Genomic DNA, 13,382 nt, shown 5'->3' on the forward strand with positions numbered 1-13,382 from the left:
GTCAGCCCTTCAGTCCGGACGTCGCCATGCCGTCGATCAGATACCGCTGGAAGGCGAGGAAGAAGAGGAGCACCGGCAGCAGCGCCACCAGCGACATCGCGATCATCCCGCCGTAGTTGGCGACGCCCTCCTGGTCGCGGAACATCATCATGCCCAGCGAGACCGTGTACTTGCTCGGCTCGTTGAGGTAGATCAGCGGGCCCATGAAGTCGTTCCAGGCGTTGATGAAGGTGAAGATCGCGCTGGTGATGAGGGCCGGACGGCACAGCGGCAGCACGATCGACCAGTAGATCCGCAGGTGCCCGCAGCCGTCGAGCCGGGCCGCCTCGTCCAGCTCCCGGGGCAGGTTCCGCATGAACTGCACCATGAGGAAGACGAAGAACGCCTCGGTGGCCAGGTACTTGCCGATCAGCAGCGGCACGTAGGTGTTGACCAGTTCCATCTTCTGGAACATCACGTACTGCGGGATGAGCAGCACGTGGTACGGCAGCAGGAGCGTACCGATCATCAGCGAGAACAGCAGGTTCCGGCCGGCGAACCGGATCTTGGCGAAGGCGTACGCCGTCAGCGAGCAGGAGGTCAGGATGCCGACGACGGAACCGAGCGCGTAGAAGAGGGAGTTCTGGAAGAAGGTCGCGATGGAGATGTCGGCGATGCCGTCGGCCAGTCCCTCGAAGTTGGCCAGGATGGGCCGGGCCGGGAACAGGTCGAGGCTGCCGATGATCTCCCGGCCGGGTTTGAACGAGGCCCCGACGACCCAGACGACGGGATAGAGGACCACGGCGAGGACCAGCAGGGCACCGAGGTGCCAGGCGAGCGATCCGCCGTGCCTTCGTCCGAGCCGCAGGGGCCTGCGCGCGGTGGTCGTGGTGGTGCTCATCGGGCGTCCTCCTCGTAGTGCACCCACCGTTTCTGCGACCAGAAGAGGACGGCGGTCACCAGCGCCACGGCCAGCAGCAGCATCCAGGCCATGGCGGACGCGAAGCCCATCTGGGACTCCTTGAAGCCCTTCTGGTACAGGTAGCAGGTGTAGACGAGCGTGGCGTCGGCCGGTCCGCAGGTGGCATTGGAGACCACGTACGCCGACCCGAAGATCTGGAAGGAGTGGATGGACTCCAGGAGCACGTTGAAGAACAGCACGGGCGAGATCATCGGCAGGGTGATGTTCCAGAAGCGGCGCAGCGGTCCCGCGCCGTCGACCTCGGCGGCCTCGTAGAGTTCCTTCGGGACCTGCTTGAGCCCGGCGAGGAAGATCACCATGGGCGCGCCGAACTGCCAGACGGTCAGGGCGACCAGGCTGTAGAGCACCCAGTTCGGGTCACCGACCCAGCCGCCCGTGTGGAAGCCGAGGAAGGACTGCGTACGGTCCACGACGGCGTCGTCGGAGAACAGCGCGCGCCAGACGAAGCCGACGGAGACGCTCGCGCCGATCAGCGACGGGGCGTAGAACGCGGCGCGGTAGAAGGCCTGGCCACGGCGGCTCTGCGCGAGCAGCAGGGCGACCCCGAGCGCGAGGAGCAGTTTGAGCGGGGTGCCGATGACGACGTACTTGGCCGTCACCTCCACCGACTTCTGCCACCGAGGGTCGTCGAACATCTTGGTGAAGTTGTCGAAGCCGATCCACCGCGGCGAATTGAAGAGGTTGTAGTCGGTGAACGCGAAGTAGAGGGACGCGGCCATCGGGCCGGCCGTCAGCAGCAGGAAGCCTGCGATCCACGGGGACATGAAGAGATAGCCGGCGAGGTTCTCCCGGCGGCCCCGCCGTTTCCCGGTGGCGGGGGCCGCGGGGCGCTTGTCCGGGGCGTCGGGCGGAGAGTCCTTGACGAGCGTCACGGCGGTTCCCATCAGGCGGCGAGGGCGGTCTTCGCCTCGGAGAAGAACTGCTTCACCGCGTCGGAGACCTTGGTCGTCCCCTGGGACATGTCGCCGCCTATGCGCAGGAACGCGGCCTCGACGGTGTCGGCCCCGGCCGGGTGCGGGGTGATGGCGCCGAGGACCTTGGCGCCGGCCACATCGGTCTCGTACTGCGCGATCGCCTTGTTGGGCGCGTCGGTCGGCTTGTACGCCTCGAACTGCTCGGTGGTGGCGAGGATGCCGCGGTCGTAGCCCATGACCCTGCCGACCTCGGGGTCGTGGACCATGAAGTCGATGAACTGTGCGACCTCCTTGGGGTGCTTGGTGCGCGCGGACGCGCTGAGCATCAGGGAGGCGAGGTACTGCCCGGTCTGCTTGCCGTCGGTCGTCGGGATCGGGGCGAGGCCGTAGCTGCTGTCGCCCTCCGCCGTGTAACGGACCGTGAAGTTGTCCCAGGTGAACTCGGAGGCGGCGTGGCCCGCCGAGAGCGACGACTTCGGCTTGTCCTGCTCCACCCGCTTGGGGTCGGTGACGATCCCGGCCTTGACGCGGTTGTAGCCGTCCGTCCACCACTCCGTCAGATCGGCCTCGTCGAACCCGAGTCCGTCCTTGGTGAAGAACGCCTTGCCGTTCTGCCGGAGGTAGAGGTCGTAGAGGTACATGATGCTGAAGTAGCCGGTGTCGCCCGGCACTTTCTGGGTGTCGTGGATCTTCTTGAGCGCGGCGAAGTACTCGTCCCAGGTCCAGCCCTGCTTCGGCTTGATTCCCGCCTTCTCAAAGACCTTCTCGTCGATGACAAGTGACATGGTGTTGGATCCGACGGGAATACCGAGCTGCTTTCCGTCGACCTGCCCGACCTTCTCGACTCCGGCGCGGAAGTTGTCCAGGCTCAGATTTCCCGCGTCGATCTGCGATCTGAGGTCGAGCAGTACGCCCCTCTTGTCGTACTTCCGAAGAAATCCGACGGCGTTCTGGAAAACGTCCGGCGGATTCCCGCCCGCGGCCTGAGTCTGGAACTTCTCCCAGAACGCCACATAATCCTGGAAGTCCGTCTTCACCTTGATCTTCGGGTACTTCTTCTCGAAGAGCTTGATGGACTCGTTGATCCTCTTCGCCCGCTCGTCGGCGCCCCACCAGGCATAACGGATGGTGACCGTCCCGTCCCCGGCGCTGCCGCCGTCCCCACCGCAGCCCGTCGTGGCGGCCAGCCCCAGCGTGGCCAGCGAAGCTCCGGCCGCCTTGAGCACCGTCCGCCTCTCAACACTCCCGTTGTCTCCCACAGTCGGGCCTCCCCGCAGCGTCGTCTCCGCCTGCCTGAATCGTTTCAAGTAAGCGCTTGCTGGCACAAGGTACGGAGGGCTTCGGGGCGCGTCAATGATTCGGACAGGAATTGATGTGCCGCGGTCCTCCGGCTCGACGGCAGGCGTGCCGCGACGGAGCGCGAAGGGGCACCTGACCTCGCAGGTCGCACGCCCGCGGCCGACCCGTCGAACACGACGGGGCTCGTGCGGCGGGTGGTGAACGAGGCCGCGAGAAAGTGTTCCGGACGGCGCCGAGAAGGCACTGCGGCCCGGCCCGTCGAGGGGCGGCACTGCGGCCGGGCGGGGCGCTGAGTGCGAGGTGCGACGGTGGCCGGCCGGCAGGCCGTCGATGCCCGGGGTGCGTCACGGAGGGACTCACCGCCGCCGAGGCCGAGGGCGGGACGCCCGCCGCCGCCGGAGGCGAGCCCGTGCGAGGGGTCCTGCCGTCGGAGGTGGGTTCATGGAGGGGCTCCCGCCGTCGCGGGGCGCCTCTCCGCGGAGCGGTGCGCCCGGATTCGCCGAGGCGTGCCCACCAGCGCCGGAACGCTTCACGGGCCCATCAGCGACTTCGGCAGCACTTCGTCGGCAGGTCACTGGCGGGGGCAGCCGGCACTCCTGACCGCGCCTCCCACCTCCGACCTCCCGCCTCCCGCAGCCCGCAGGCCGCAGCCGGCAGGGGCACGCTCCTGGCGCGAGCTCGCGCAGCCGCCGAAGCACGCTCCCGACGGGCGCTTCACGGCCCCGACAGCACGGCACCGACAGACACCCCCACCCCGCCGGGAACACGAGCCCGGCAGTCACCCCCACCCCGCCTCAAGAACGAACCCGGCAGGCACCCACCCCGCCTGAAGCACGAACCGGCAGGCACCCGGGCTCCTCCGGAGCGAGCCCGGCGAGCGCCTCGCCGTCCCGACAGCACGGCACCCACGGGCTCCCCACCCGCGCGCCAAGGGGGCACGTCCCGGCCAGGTCGCTCCGGGTCGTCGAGCGCAGCCCTGAGGGGCGCACAGCGCCGCCGTCAGGAATGTCCGGCCCGGACCCGTCGGCGATCAGGCGCCGGAGCACGGCTCGGGCGGCTCGGGCAGACACTCGGCAACGTCAGGGCCACGGGCCGGGCGGCTCGACCCGCCCCGGTGGCTGGATTCGAGCGGCCATGGCCCGTCCCGTCGAGCCCTCGGCTGCCGAGGCCGTCCGGCGGCGACCGGCATGTCACTCCCCGTATGCCGATCAGCTGACGCGAAGGGCTCCACGGAGGCGCCGACAGGCACGCTCATGAACCGAACAGGCACGCTCATGAACCGATCGGGCCCGCGCACCGGCACCGCGGCGCGGGCCCCGCCCGGCCCTCGCCGACCCCCACCGACTGCCCGCCCGTCCGCGCGAACGCGCAGGTGGCGGGGGTCGTGCCCGGCGCGACGCGGGCGCACGGGAACGGCGAAGGCGGCCGGGCCCACGTCGTGCGTGGACCCGGCCGCCTTTCGTACTGGTGGGCGATACTGGGTTCGAACCAGTGACCTCTTCGGTGTGAACGAAGCGCTCTCCCACTGAGCTAATCGCCCGGGCGCAGAGAGAACATTACCCCATGTCAGGGGGTGCCCCGACCGGCGGGGAAGCGCCGGAACGACGTCCGGGCGAGCCTCGTCACTCCTTGATGTTCCAGGGCATCTCGATGCCGAACTTCCACACGTAGACGCCGACGAGCACGGCCACGATCACGAGCCCGACGGTCGTCAGGATGATGTTGCGGCGCCGCACCTTCGGGTCGAGCGCGCGCTGCGCCGCCTCCGTGACCTTGCGCTTCGTCCAGCGGAGCACCAGCTGCGCCCAGACGAACTCGGTCGCCCAGATCGCCATGCCGCCGAAGATCACCAGCCAGCCCGGACCCGGCAGCGGAAGCATGATCACGCCCGCGACGACCACCGCGAGCCCGACCACGAAAACGCCGACCTGCCAGCTCAGGTGCAGTGCACGGCGCGCCTTGATGAATTCCGGCGCCCGCGAACCGAGCGGTCGCTCGGAGTTCTCCCCGTCGTCGGCCGTGGCGATCCCGCCTGGCCCGTCACTCCCCGTATCCATACGACCAAACCCTACCGGAGGGAAACCGGTCACCGGAATGGCCCTATCCGGCGAACGCACTCTCGGCCGGATGAGTTACGTAAAGACACGCAAAACACTCAGAGGGGTTTACAACGGCACCGTAGGTGGCATGTCGATTTCGCCGACGTGCGAATCCCCGAGCGCACACTGAGCGAAAGGCCCTGGCGCTTATGAACACCACGGTCAGCTGCGAGCTGCACCTGCGCCTCGTTGTGTCGAGCGAGTCCTCACTGCCTGTACCCGCAGGACTGCGGTATGACACGGCCGATCCCTACGCCGTGCACGCAACCTTCCACACCGGAGCCGAGGAAACCGTCGAGTGGGTGTTCGCCCGCGACCTCCTCGCCGAGGGCCTGCACCGGCCCACCGGTACCGGAGACGTCCGAGTCTGGCCGTCCCGGAGCCATGGTCAGGGCGTCGTATGCATCGCCCTGAGCTCCCCGGAGGGCGAGGCCCTGCTCGAAGCCCCGGCGCGGGCCCTGGAGTCGTTCCTGAAGCGGACGGACGCCGCCGTGCCCCCGGGCACGGAGCACCGGCACTTCGATCTCGACACCGAGCTCTCCCACATCCTGGCGGAGAGCTGAGGAGGCCCCACAGAGCCGCCCGGCGCCGTCCACTCGGGGAGACGGCTCGGGCCTAGACAACCGCATAGGGCACACACCGGCGCCGTCGCCGTGGGACCACCACGGAGGCGGCGCCGGTGCGCGTCCGCGGCCCTGCACAGCCCGCCCCCGCCGCCATCACCGTGCCGCACCGACCGGTGACACGGCGTGATGCACGATCGGGGCCGCACGGCTCCCCCGCTCCCGGCCGATTCCCCCGCCCCCGACGCCCCGTGCCGACTCTCCCGCGCCTGAACGCACTACCATCGGCCTGCATCGGGCGGGCGCCGGCCCGACCCCCAGGCCAGGGAGCGAAACGTGCTGATCACCCACGACACCCGGTGCGCTCTCGACGCCGTGGTGGATCTGGTGAACTCCGCGCCGGACGAGGAGACGACGGACACGCTCGCGGATGTCGCGTCCCTCGCCGATTTCGTACGAAAGCACGAAATCAGTGACGTCGGGGTGCTGTCGGAGCACGACCTGGCGGCCGTGCGCAAGATCCGCGACCGGTTCGCGGGGATCTTCGCCGCCGGCGATCCGCGGACCGCCGCCGCGCTGATCAACGAACTGGTCGCCGCGGCGGGCACCACGCCCCGGCTGACCGATCACGACGGCTACGACTGGCACGTGCACTACTTCGCCCCGGGCGCCTCGGTCGCCGACCACCTCGCGGCGGACTGCGGCATGGCGCTGGCCTTCTTCGTGGTCGCCGGGGAGCAGGAGCGGCTGCGCCGCTGCGAGGCCCCGGACTGCCGGCGCGCCTTCGTGGATCTCTCCCGCAACCGTTCGCGCCGCTATTGCGACAGCCGCACCTGCGGGAACCGCCTGCACGTGGCCGCCTACCGGGCGCGTCGCAAAGAAGCGGCGAGCTGACCGGACGCTCACGCGCCACAGGTCCGGACGCAAGGATGCGACGGCCCGCTCGGACATGGACGCTCCCTGACGGCCGGGCTGCGGCGGGGGTGGACTGACGGAGCCCTCGGCGGGTGGCGCCAGGGGCTCCGTGTACGGCTCAGAGCAGCAGCAGGTCGTGCAGCGAAGCCATGAGCAGCAAACAGCCGATCACCGCAAGGAAGATCATCAGCGGCGGCTGGGAGAGCGCGAAGAGACAACCACGCCGCTCCTCGGGAGGAGCGGCGGGGTCGCTCTGTGTTGTGTCCAGCATCTCGCGGCGATGATGACCCAGGCGGCGCCCCTCGCGCGATCAACACGCCCGGAATGTACGGGAGTTCGCTGGATCATGTTACGAGCGGATCCGAACGTGATCGGTTCCGCGCCGGACGCGTACCGCCTTGTGTCGTTTCAGCCGGTCATATGCCGTGCTTCTTGAGTATCGCCTCGATGTCGCTGAAGTCGTCCGCCGAGGAGCCGGCGGCGGGCTTCGCCGCGGGACGGGCGGCCTGGCCGGTGCTCGGCGCCAGCGACGGCGCGGACGCCGCGGGGGCCACCGCGTCGCGCTGGGCGGCCTTCGCCGCCTTGCGCTCCTTCCAGGTGCCGCCGCCGCGCCGCTCCACGGCCCGCGTGGTCGTGAAGAGCAGCCAGGAGACTCCGAGCACGGCGAGGCCGGCCCACGCGGTCGGGCTGAACGCGGTGTCGGCCAGCCAGCCCACTACGCCCGTCATCACGAGCCCGAGCGGCACCAGCGAGTACGCGGCGATACGGGCGGCGGACAGGAAGCGCTTGCGGTAGGCCGTGACCGCGGCGATGCCCAGGCCGGCCGCGGCGACGGCGGAACAGACGGTCTCGGCAATCATCCGGGCCTCCAGGCGGGCATGCGTGTCGGGCAGGGCGGTTCGTCCCTTCCATCGTGCACCGCCGGGTGCCCGATATGCCATGGTCCGGGTGCACCTCAGGGACATCTCCGGGTCGCTGTCCTCCCCAGGTCCCGGTCGGGAGCCCTACGGGTGCGTGGGGTCCCGGTCGGTACGCCCCCGCCGGGGCTGGGAGACTGGCCGTCATGAACGACTCCTCCTCCGCGCGCCCCGTCGTCCTGGACGTCTGGTGCGAACTCCAGTGCCCCGACTGCCGCGGCGCCCTCGCCGACCTGCGCGCGCTGCGCGACCGCTACGGCGACCGCCTGGAGCTGCGGCTGCGGCACTTCCCCCTGGAGAAGCACAAGCACGCCTTCGCCGCGGCCCAGGCCGTCGAGGAGGCGGCGGAGCAGGGCCGCTCCTGGGCGTACGTCGAGGCGGTGCTCGGCCGCGTCGAGGAGCTGGACCGCAAGGGAGAGCCCTTCCTGATCGAGGTCGCCCGGGAACTCGGCCTGGACGCGGAGGAGTTCGACACGGCGCTGATCGACGGCCGGCACATCCTGATCGTCGACGCCGACCAGGCCGAGGGCAAGGCGATCGGGGTCACGGGCACTCCCACGTACGTCATCGGCGGTGAGCGTCTCGACGGCGGCAAGAGCCAGGAGGGCCTGCGCGAGCGCATCGAGGAGATCGCCGACCGTCTGCTGGCCGAGCGGCAGGCCTGACGCCGAAGGCCCGGCGAAGGGCCCTGCCGGAGTGCCGGCCCGGGCGGGACACCCGGCCGGGTGGCTCCGAGCCTGTGGACGTGAAGCGTCCGCAGCCGGCCCTCGCGCCTGAGGCAGGCTCTTGCACCTACAGCAGGCTCTTGTAGAGGTAGTGCGTCGTCGTCCCGTAGCCGAGTGACGCGTAGAGCCGCTCGGCCGGGGCGTTCCCCGCGAACACGTTGAGGGCGATCCGGCGGTCCCCGGCGGTCACCGCCTGGGCCTCGGCGAGGAGCATGAGCGTACGGCCGTGGCCCAGGCCGCGACGGGCCTCGTCCACCTCGACGTCGTAGACGAAGGCGTTCCCGGCACGCCTGCCCAGCCAGAGGTTTCCGACCGGCACGCCGTCGTGTTCCAGGACGCTGAGCCGCATGCCGTCGGTGGCTGTCCCCTGCGGCAGCAGAAGGTCGTGGTCCCGGTGCGCCTTGGCGTACGCCTCGCCCTCCGGCATGCCTCGCCGGATCCAGTCCTGCGCGTAGGCCTCCCGGCGTGCCCGGTCGCGGACCTCGTACTCGGCGGCCGTCATGGGGCGGCCGGCGCTCCCCGCGGGCAGCTCGGGCGGGGTGTCGCCGAGCCCCTTCTCCATGGTGCGGTTGCGCGTGACGTACCCGAGCGCCCCGGCGAGCCGGAGCGCGGCCGTGGCCTCGCCGGGAACGGCCACCTCGATCTGCTCGCAGCCCCAGCCGCGCAGCACTTCCTCGGCGGCCAGCGCGGCCACGGTCCCCCGGCCGCGGCCGCGGTCCGGCTCCTCGATGCAGAGGTCCCGGATCACGGCCACGGACGGGACGAGAGGGTCGGTCGCGAGGTGGATCGCCCCGACGGGACGACTGTTCACGCACACGTTGTAGTGGCGTGAACGCGTCCCGTCGGCAGAGCGCTGAAGCGGCTCGGTCGGCCGCAGGGTGGTCGTCATCACGGGTGTTCTACCCGTTGCCGCGACCGGGAGCAGCCGATTTTTCTCAGGCGGGGTCGAGGTCGTGCCCGGCCCGCTCGTCGAAGATCCGCATGGCCTTCGCGGTCACCGGTCCCGGCGCGCCCGGGAGTTCACGGCCGTCGACCCGTCGCACGCCCTGCACGTCGCGCAGGGTGGAGGTCAGGAAGACCTCGTCGGCGCGCTCCAGGACGTCGAGCGGCAGATCGGTCTCCTTGGCGCCGGTCCACTCGACGGTGAGCGCGCGGGTGATGCCGGCGAGGCAGCCGGAGGCGATCGGCGGGGTGTGGATCTCGCCGTCCAGGACGACGAAGACGTTCGAGCCGGTGCCCTCGCACAGCTGCCCCACCGTGTTGCCGAACAGCGCCTCGGTGGCGCCCTGTTCGCGGGCGCGGGCCAGCGCGACGACGTTCTCGGCGTACGAGGTCGTCTTCAGGCCGGTGAGCGCGCCGCGCTCGTTGCGGGTCCAGGGGACCGTGACGACGGCGGTGGTGTCGGGGCGCCGGGTGGACTCCCCCACGGCGACGACGAGGGTCGGGCCGTGCTCGCCCCGGTCCGAGCCGAGGGGACCGTGCCCGCCGGTGTAGGTGATGCGCAGCCGGCCGAGCGGCATCGGATTCGCGTCGAGGACGGCTTCGCAGGCTCGGCGCACCTCGTCGCGGTCGGGCTCGGGCAGGCCGAGTCCGTGTGCCGAACGGGCGAGCCGGTCGAGGTGGCGCGTGAGCGCGAACGGTCGCCCGTGGACCGCCTTCACGGTCTCGAAGATGCCGTCGCCCACGGTCAGTCCGTGGTCGAAGACGGAGACGCGGGCGGACTCGGTGTCCTGCAGCCCGCCGTCGAGCCAGATCTTCACGAAAGGGTCCCTCCACTTGCCTCGTACTCACCCGACGCTACCGCGAGCAGGCGGGCGGCCTTCAGTTCGGTCTCCCGCCACTCCCCGTCGGGGTCGGAGCCCCAGGTGATGCCCGCGCCGGTGCCGAACCGCAGGACGCCTTCCTCCCGGTCGACCCAGAAGGAGCGGATGCCCACGGCGAGCTCGCCGGTTCCGCGGTCGGCGTCGACCCAGCCGATACCGCCGCAGTAGGGGCCCCGGGGCGCGGTCTCCAGGGAGTCGATGATCCGCAGGGCGCTCGACTTGGGGGCGCCGGTGACCGAGCCGGGCGGGAACGCGGCGTCGAGGAGCTCCGGCCAGCCCGCGTCGTCGCGCAACTCGCCGTGCACGGTGGAGACGAGGTGGACCAGCCCCGGGTGCTTCTCCACGACGCAGAGGTCCGGGACGCTCACGGTGCCGGTGGCGCAGACCCGGCCGATGTCGTTGCGGACGAGGTCCACGATCATCACGTTCTCGGCGTAGTCCTTCTCCAGGAGGTCGGCCTCGGTGCGGCCGGTCCCCTTGATCGGACCCGACTCGACACTCCGGCCGCGGCGGCGCAGGAAGAGCTCGGGGGACGCGGTGGCGATCTCCACGCCGTGCGTGGACAGCCGAATCGTTCCGGCGTACGGGGCCGGGTTGCCGCGCGCCAGCAGTGCGGTGAGCGCGTCGACGTCGGCGTCGGGCGCGACGGGCGCGGTGAGCACCCGGCAGAGGTTCGCCTGATAGACCTCGCCGGCCGCTATGTGCTCGCGGATGCGGCGCACGCCCGCCGTGTACGCGGCGCGGTCGAGGGACGACGTCCAGTCACCGGCGGCGGGTCCCCGCCAGCGGCCCGGCACCGGGGCGGGTACGGGCTCCTCTCGTACGTCCCGGAAGCGGGCGCAGGTCAGACGGCCTTCGAAGTCGGCCGAGACGGCCCAGAAACCGGTGGAGTCCAGGGCGGCCGGGTCGCTGGTGACGTCGATGAGACCGGTCGCGACGAGGCCGCCGAAGCGGGCGAGAGGAGGAAGGTCGAGCACGCTGACGAGTCTAGGGCGGGTGACCTGCGGGTGCCCCGACCATGTCCTCGGGCGGTCGGACCGCAGCACGCTGCACAAACGCGTTTTTGTGCTGGCCCGGGAATCCGCTAGAGTTCAACACGTCGCCGGGCCGCGCAAGCGGAACGGAAACGACAAGCGGACGTAGCTCAGTTGGTAGAGCGCAACCTTGCCAAGGTTGAGGTCGCCAGTTCGAACCTGGTCGTCCGCTCGCAGGAAGTGGGGGATCTTCCCGAACCCCCGACTCCTGGTGGAGTGGCCGAGAGGCGAGGCAACGGCCTGCAAAGCCGTCTACACGGGTTCAAATCCCGTCTCCACCTCCAAGGACGATTAGCTCAGCGGGAGAGCGCTTCCCTGACACGGAAGAGGTCACTGGTTCAATCCCAGTATCGTCCACTGGTCCGCAAGGATCCCCCGCGCGATTAGCTCAGCGGGAGAGCGCTTCCCTGACACGGAAGAGGTCACTGGTTCAATCCCAGTATCGCGCACGCAGTATCAGCAGAGGCGTGGCTCCGGCCGCGTGACCTGCGCGATTAGCTCAGCGGGAGAGCGCTTCCCTGACACGGAAGAGGTCACTGGTTCAATCCCAGTATCGCGCACCAGCCGAAGCCCCCGGCCGTCTCGTACGGTCGGGGGCTTCGTCGTGCACGCACGGGGAGGGGCCCCTCGGCTCAGGAGAGGGGCCCCTCCACCGGCAGATCTCCCGCGGCCCCGCGCGTCCCGGACGAGAGAGGCTCTCTCGTCCGGGACGCGCGGGGCTCGGGAGACGGCAGGGGTTCAGGACGAGAAGAGCATGTGCCCGAAGCTCTTGTGGCGGTGATGGCCGCCGTAGTGACCCCCGTGGCCGCCGTGCTGCGGGGCGCCCCAGGCGGGCGCGGGCGCGGACGGGTAGGCCTGCGGCGCGGCCGGGGGCGGCGCGGGCTGCGACCACTGCGCCTCCACGCGCGTCAGCGCCTCCAGCTCGCCGTAGTCGAGAAATATCCCGCGGCAGCCGCTGCACTGCTCGATCTGGACGCCGTTGCGGTTGTACGTGTGCATCGGCGCGTGGCACTTCGGACACTGCATGCTCGGCTCAACTCCTCGCCGCTCGGTACTGCTTTCGCCAGGACAGACACCACCCGGCCTCGGTCGGTTGCACCTTACGACGCGAAACCGCCTGCCAACTCCGGCGGGACGGCGCCCATTCGGTCACAGGCATCGATCACCGCCTGCTGCACCTCGTCCAACGGCTGCCCCGCGGCCACCGATTTGGCGATCGCCAGGGCCGCCGTCTGCACGGTCAGCGCGCGGGCCGCGACGTCCAGGGCGGGCCAGGGATCGCCGTCCGCCGGGACGGCCGGGCCGCCGTGCCGCCGGTAGGCGGCCAGGAAGCGGAGCCACTCGTCGGGCGGCAGCAGGCCGCACGCGTACCACGCGGCCGGTCGGGCCAGGTCCCAGGCCGGGACGCCCACGCCCAGGTCGTCGACGTCGATGAGCAGCCAGGGTCCGACGGGCGCGGGCCGGCGCACGAGCTGGCCCAGGTGCAGGTCTCCGTGGCACAGGGTCGTCGTGTCGGGCATGGCCGCTTCCGCGCGGGCCCAGCCGGGCAGTGCGGCCCACGCGCGCAGGACCGGTGCGGCGGCCGGGTGCGGGCCGGCCGCTCGGAGCCGCGCGACCGCGCGGGCCGCCTTCGCGGGGCCCCGCATCGGCGGCAGCCCCGCGGGGGCCCATGCCCGGTGCAGGCGTGCGAGGAGGGCACCCACGGCCTCCCAGGGGGCGGCTTCGGGTGTCTCGGGGTCCACCGGAGTGCCGTACGGCCAGAGGGTCACCGCGCGGTCGTGCACGCGGGCCGGCGTCGGCGACAGCGGGGGGAGGAGGACGTCCGGGAGCGCGGCGGCCACGGAGACGCGCAGGGCGAGCTCCTCGGGGTCGGTACCCGGGCCATGGGCCTTCGCCACGGTGTCCCCGTGCCGGAGGACGGTGCCGTCGTCACGATCCGCGAGAAGCGTGTCCGTGACCCCGCAGGAGCAGTCCTCGGCAGCGGGATGCGCCGCACGGCGCGCCTGCGCGGCGAGCGCGGTGGGCAGAGCGTCTGTGGTCACGGATCCCCCTGGCTGGTGCGATTCCGCCGCCGAGCGTACGCAGCCGTCGCGCGGGCGGTCGCACCGCACCGGTCGCCCGCCGCGTCCGGT

14 protein-coding genes and 6 tRNA genes are annotated in these 13,382 nt (G+C 71.0%); 8 read left to right on the forward strand and 12 right to left on the reverse strand.

From position 1 onward, the window contains the following. Position 1: 1 nt before the first annotated feature. The 5 genes from H305_RS0117510 to H305_RS0117530 all read right to left on the reverse strand — a co-directional run bounded on the left by H305_RS0117510 (position 2) and on the right by H305_RS0117530 (position 5,231). Positions 2-880, reverse strand: coding sequence for a carbohydrate ABC transporter permease (locus tag H305_RS0117510; protein WP_028801507.1), 879 nt, complete (start codon positions 878-880; stop codon positions 2-4). Beyond that, the gene (locus H305_RS0117515) at positions 877-1,845 is read right to left on the reverse strand and encodes a carbohydrate ABC transporter permease (protein ID WP_420708087.1); all 969 of its coding nucleotides are present in this window, start codon (positions 1,843-1,845) and stop codon (positions 877-879) included. Before H305_RS0117515 ends, H305_RS0117510 begins: the two co-directional genes overlap by 4 nt. Then, positions 1,845-3,134, reverse strand: coding sequence for an ABC transporter substrate-binding protein (locus tag H305_RS0117520; protein ID WP_028801509.1), 1,290 nt, complete (start codon positions 3,132-3,134; stop codon positions 1,845-1,847). Before H305_RS0117520 ends, H305_RS0117515 begins: the two co-directional genes overlap by 1 nt. A 1,505-nt stretch (positions 3,135-4,639) precedes the next feature. Beyond that, positions 4,640-4,714: transfer RNA gene (locus H305_RS0117525), tRNA-Val, on the reverse strand. Positions 4,715-4,796: 82 nt separating this feature from the next. After that, positions 4,797-5,231 carry a TIGR02611 family protein gene (locus tag H305_RS0117530; protein WP_028801510.1) on the reverse strand — a complete coding sequence of 145 codons (435 nt, stop codon included), beginning with the start codon at positions 5,229-5,231 and terminating at the stop codon, positions 4,797-4,799. A 191-nt stretch (positions 5,232-5,422) separates the two neighbouring features. On the opposite strand from H305_RS0117530, the gene H305_RS0117535 reads away from it, so the two are divergent. Both H305_RS0117535 and H305_RS0117540 read left to right on the forward strand, forming a co-directional pair. After that, positions 5,423-5,836: an SsgA family sporulation/cell division regulator gene (locus tag H305_RS0117535; protein ID WP_003959770.1), complete on the forward strand. Its 414-nt coding sequence runs from the start codon at positions 5,423-5,425 to the stop codon at positions 5,834-5,836. A gap of 336 nt (positions 5,837-6,172) precedes the next feature. Further along, positions 6,173-6,730 carry a CGNR zinc finger domain-containing protein gene (locus H305_RS0117540; protein ID WP_028801511.1) on the forward strand — a complete coding sequence of 186 codons (558 nt, stop codon included), beginning with the start codon at positions 6,173-6,175 and terminating at the stop codon, positions 6,728-6,730. Positions 6,731-6,869: 139 nt separating this feature from the next. On the opposite strand, the gene H305_RS54040 is transcribed toward H305_RS0117540, so the two are convergent. Together H305_RS54040 and H305_RS0117550 are read right to left on the reverse strand one after the other, a co-directional pair. Beyond that, positions 6,870-7,022 (reverse strand): hypothetical protein, encoded by a 153-nt coding sequence (locus H305_RS54040; protein ID WP_194280740.1) that lies wholly within the window; start codon positions 7,020-7,022, stop codon positions 6,870-6,872. A 145-nt stretch (positions 7,023-7,167) separates the two neighbouring features. Further along, positions 7,168-7,611: a hypothetical protein gene (locus H305_RS0117550; RefSeq protein WP_028801512.1), complete on the reverse strand. Its 444-nt coding sequence runs from the start codon at positions 7,609-7,611 to the stop codon at positions 7,168-7,170. A 203-nt stretch (positions 7,612-7,814) separates the two neighbouring features. Here H305_RS0117550 and H305_RS0117555 point away from each other — a divergent pair, with 203 nt between their 5' ends. Beyond that, entirely contained in the window at positions 7,815-8,333 is a 519-nt protein-coding gene (locus tag H305_RS0117555; protein WP_028801513.1) for a DsbA family protein, read from the forward strand. Positions 8,334-8,460: 127 nt separating this feature from the next. Here the strand turns inward: H305_RS0117555 and H305_RS0117560 are convergent, their stop codons facing one another. The 3 genes from H305_RS0117560 to H305_RS0117570 are packed head-to-tail and all read right to left on the reverse strand — an operon-like array spanning position 8,461 to position 11,193. After that, a complete protein-coding gene (locus H305_RS0117560; protein WP_037764428.1) occupies positions 8,461-9,282 on the reverse strand; it encodes a GNAT family N-acetyltransferase in 822 nt (273 codons plus the stop codon). A 46-nt stretch (positions 9,283-9,328) separates the two neighbouring features. Continuing rightward, positions 9,329-10,153, reverse strand: coding sequence for an aminotransferase class IV (locus H305_RS0117565; RefSeq protein WP_028801515.1), 825 nt, complete (start codon positions 10,151-10,153; stop codon positions 9,329-9,331). After that, positions 10,150-11,193, reverse strand: a complete 1,044-nt coding sequence (locus tag H305_RS0117570) for a chorismate-binding protein (protein ID WP_028801516.1) — start codon at positions 11,191-11,193, stop codon at positions 10,150-10,152. Before H305_RS0117570 ends, H305_RS0117565 begins: the two co-directional genes overlap by 4 nt. 156 nt (positions 11,194-11,349) lie before the next feature. Between H305_RS0117570 and H305_RS0117575 the strand changes: the two genes are divergently transcribed. The 5 genes from H305_RS0117575 (at position 11,350) to H305_RS0117595 (ending at position 11,813) form a co-directional block, all read left to right on the forward strand. Continuing rightward, positions 11,350-11,422 (forward strand) — tRNA-Gly (locus H305_RS0117575). A 38-nt stretch (positions 11,423-11,460) separates the two neighbouring features. After that, positions 11,461-11,534 (forward strand) — tRNA-Cys (locus H305_RS0117580). Between the two features lies 1 nt (position 11,535). Then, a tRNA-Val gene (locus H305_RS0117585) sits at positions 11,536-11,607 on the forward strand. A 20-nt stretch (positions 11,608-11,627) separates the two neighbouring features. Next, positions 11,628-11,699 (forward strand) — tRNA-Val (locus H305_RS0117590). A 39-nt stretch (positions 11,700-11,738) separates the two neighbouring features. Then, positions 11,739-11,813 (forward strand) — tRNA-Val (locus H305_RS0117595). 175 nt (positions 11,814-11,988) lie between these two features. Here the strand turns inward: H305_RS0117595 and H305_RS0117600 are convergent. Both H305_RS0117600 and H305_RS0117605 read right to left on the reverse strand, forming a co-directional pair. Next, positions 11,989-12,276, reverse strand: a complete 288-nt coding sequence (locus tag H305_RS0117600) for a zf-TFIIB domain-containing protein (RefSeq protein WP_028801517.1) — start codon at positions 12,274-12,276, stop codon at positions 11,989-11,991. A 74-nt stretch (positions 12,277-12,350) separates the two neighbouring features. After that, on the reverse strand, positions 12,351-13,292 hold the full coding sequence (locus tag H305_RS0117605) for an aminoglycoside phosphotransferase family protein (RefSeq protein WP_028801518.1): 942 nt from the start codon (positions 13,290-13,292) through the stop codon (positions 12,351-12,353). Positions 13,293-13,382: the final 90 nt, after the last annotated feature.

Origin of the sequence: Streptomyces sp. 142MFCol3.1 (assembly GCF_000424945.1) — a bacterium.
In the GTDB taxonomy this organism is placed as follows: Bacteria; Actinomycetota; Actinomycetes; order Streptomycetales; family Streptomycetaceae; genus Streptomyces; species Streptomyces siamensis.

Bases quoted from the DNA above. Each gene is read 5' to 3' on its own strand.
- H305_RS0117510 (WP_028801507.1), bottom strand. From the start codon at position 880: ATGAGCACCACCACGACCACCGCGCGCAGGCCCCTGCGGCTCGGACGA.
- H305_RS0117515 (WP_420708087.1), bottom strand. From the start codon at position 1,845: ATGGGAACCGCCGTGACGCTCGTCAAGGACTCTCCGCCCGACGCCCCG.
- H305_RS0117530 (WP_028801510.1), bottom strand. From the start codon at position 5,231: ATGGATACGGGGAGTGACGGGCCAGGCGGGATCGCCACGGCCGACGAC.
- H305_RS0117535 (WP_003959770.1), top strand. From the start codon at position 5,423: ATGAACACCACGGTCAGCTGCGAGCTGCACCTGCGCCTCGTTGTGTCG.
- H305_RS54040 (WP_194280740.1), bottom strand. From the start codon at position 7,022: ATGCTGGACACAACACAGAGCGACCCCGCCGCTCCTCCCGAGGAGCGG.
- H305_RS0117550 (WP_028801512.1), bottom strand. From the start codon at position 7,611: ATGATTGCCGAGACCGTCTGTTCCGCCGTCGCCGCGGCCGGCCTGGGC.
- H305_RS0117555 (WP_028801513.1), top strand. From the start codon at position 7,815: ATGAACGACTCCTCCTCCGCGCGCCCCGTCGTCCTGGACGTCTGGTGC.
- H305_RS0117560 (WP_037764428.1), bottom strand. From the start codon at position 9,282: ATGACGACCACCCTGCGGCCGACCGAGCCGCTTCAGCGCTCTGCCGAC.
- H305_RS0117600 (WP_028801517.1), bottom strand. From the start codon at position 12,276: ATGCAGTGTCCGAAGTGCCACGCGCCGATGCACACGTACAACCGCAAC.